At 67.1% G+C, this 2,253-nt stretch carries 2 protein-coding genes; both read right to left on the reverse strand.

Going from position 1 to position 2,253, the window contains the following annotated elements:
- Window positions 1-28: 28 nt before the first annotated feature.
- The gene (gene ndk / locus ACSFA3_RS22185; RefSeq protein ID WP_435465529.1) at window positions 29-454 is read right to left on the reverse strand and encodes a nucleoside-diphosphate kinase; all 426 of its coding nucleotides are present in this window, start codon (window positions 452-454) and stop codon (window positions 29-31) included.
- 153 nt (window positions 455-607) lie between these two features.
- Window positions 608-2,253 (reverse strand): pseudouridine synthase (locus tag ACSFA3_RS22190; RefSeq protein ID WP_435507670.1); only part of this gene is annotated, 1,646 nt, incomplete at its 5' end.

Here is a 2,253-nt window from a genome sequence, read left to right on the forward strand (position 1 = left end):
TGGTCATGGAATCGGTCGAGATACGGCTTCAGCGTGCGTAGACGTTGAGGCCGGCGAAGAAGAAAGCGACTTCGTTCGCTGCGGTTTCGGCAGCGTCCGAACCGTGCACGGCGTTGGCGTCGATGCTGTCGGCGAAGTCGGCGCGGATGGTGCCGGCGGCTGCCTTCTTAGGGTCGGTGGCGCCCATCAGGTCGCGGTTCTTGGCGATGGCGTTTTCGCCTTCGAGCACTTGCACGAACACGGGGCCCGAGATCATGAACTCGACCAGGTCCTTGAAGAAGGGGCGTTCCTTGTGCACGCCGTAGAACTGTTCGGCTTCGTTGCGCGACAGGTGCACCAGCTTGGCGGCGACGATCTTGAGGCCAGCAGCTTCAAAACGGGAAACGATCTTGCCGATGACGTTCTTGGCAACTGCGTCGGGCTTGATGATGGAAAGGGTACGTTCGATAGCCATTGAAATGCTTCCTGGAGCTTTGATTTTGAAGTGTTTTGTCACAACTGCAACGAATTTGTTGCGTCACATGTCGACAAAGCCTCTGATTTTAACCGGCGCGGCCTTGCGGATTGGTGAAAACCCCGCGAAAGGCCGCGCTCCGACGGCTGGCTTTCAGCGCCCGCGACGGCGTCCGCCGCCGCCCTGGCCGCCCTGACCGCCGAAGCCGCCACCACCGCCCCCTCCACCGCGACGCGGACCTCCGCGCTGCTCCTTGCGCTGGCGCGAGAAGCTGTCGGCGCCGATATAGCCCAGCGAGGTCTTCATCGGATCGGGCTGGTTGGCGCCGCTCGGTTGACGGTCGTCGCCCTGCTGGCGATTGCCACCGCCCTGGCGATTGCCGCTGTTGCCGCGGCGTCCCTGCCCCTGGGGCGGGCCGCCATTGCCACCGCCACCGCCACGATTGGGGCGGGCACCCCGGTCGCCACGCGGCGGACGGCCGTCGCCCAGCGGATTCGGAATCGGCGCTTCGCGCCCACCCTCGTCGCGTGCATCGCGCATGTCGCGCGGCGGCTGGCCACCACCGCCAGCATTGCGGTTGCCCCGGCGCTTCTTGTTCCGTCCGTTGCGGCCATTGCCGCCACCGCCCTCTTGCCCCGGGCCGCGCTGCTGCTGTTGCGGGCCGGGCCGGGCAGCCGCGCCGCCGGAGGCCTGGAACAGCGCGCGGATGTCGCGCTCGTCGAGCTCCATCCAGGCACCGCGCTTCAGGCCACGCGGCAGCACCATGGCGCCGTAGCGGATGCGGATCAGCCGGCTGACCGCATGGCCCACCGACTCGAACAGGCGGCGCACTTCGCGGTTGCGGCCTTCGGAAATGGTCACGCGGTACCAGCAATTCGAGCCCTCGCCGCCGCCGTCTTCGATGGTGCCGAACTGCGCCATGCCATCGTCGAGGCGCACGCCGTCGAGCAGCTTCTGCTTTTCTTCGCTGGTGAGCGCGCCCAGCACGCGCACGGCGTACTCGCGCTCCAGACCGAAGCGCGGGTGCATGAGCTGGTTGGCCAGGTCGCCGGAGCTGCTGAACAGCAGCAGGCCTTCGGTGTTCAGGTCGAGACGGCCGACCGACTGCCACTTGCCCTGTTGCAGGCGCGGCAGCTTGCGAAACACGGTCGGGCGGTTCTGCGGATCGTCATGCGTCACCACTTCGCCCACGGGCTTGTGATACGCGATCACGCGGGGCGGCGGGGGCGCGATCCGGTAGCGGATCGGCTTGCCGTTGATCTTGACCTGGTCGCCGAACTGGATGCGCTGGCCGATGTGGGCTGGCTCGTTGTTGACGGAAATGCGGCCCTGGAGAATCAGCTGCTCCATTTCGAGCCGCGAGCCGAGGCCGGCCTGCGCCAGCACCTTGTGCAGCTTGGGCGAATCGGCCTCGGGCAGCAGCACGCGCTTGAGCGGCGGGACTTCGGGGCTTTCTTCCTCGGCATCGAACTGGCCGGAGATGACGTCCGCGAAGCGGATCGGCTCGGGCGGCAACGCATTGCGCTGCTCGCGCTCGGCGGCGCGGCGGGCACGGTCGAGGTCGTCTTCTTCCTCGTCGGGCTCTTCTTCGTCCTCGTCTTCTTCCTCGTCCCGTTCTTCGTCGTCACGGTCGTGGATGCGATCGGCCTGTTCGGGCCGAGGCGCTTGAGGAGCAGCCTCGACGGGCACGGGCTCACGAACTTCCTCTGCGGCAGCGGCGACGGCAATCGGGGCTTCCTCGGCGACAACAGCAGCAGCGGCTTTTGGCTCAGCCACTTCGGGCGCATCCGCGCCAGGCG

It is taken from the genome of Variovorax glucosi, from assembly GCF_051216695.1.
Classification (GTDB): Bacteria; Pseudomonadota; Gammaproteobacteria; order Burkholderiales; family Burkholderiaceae_C; genus Variovorax.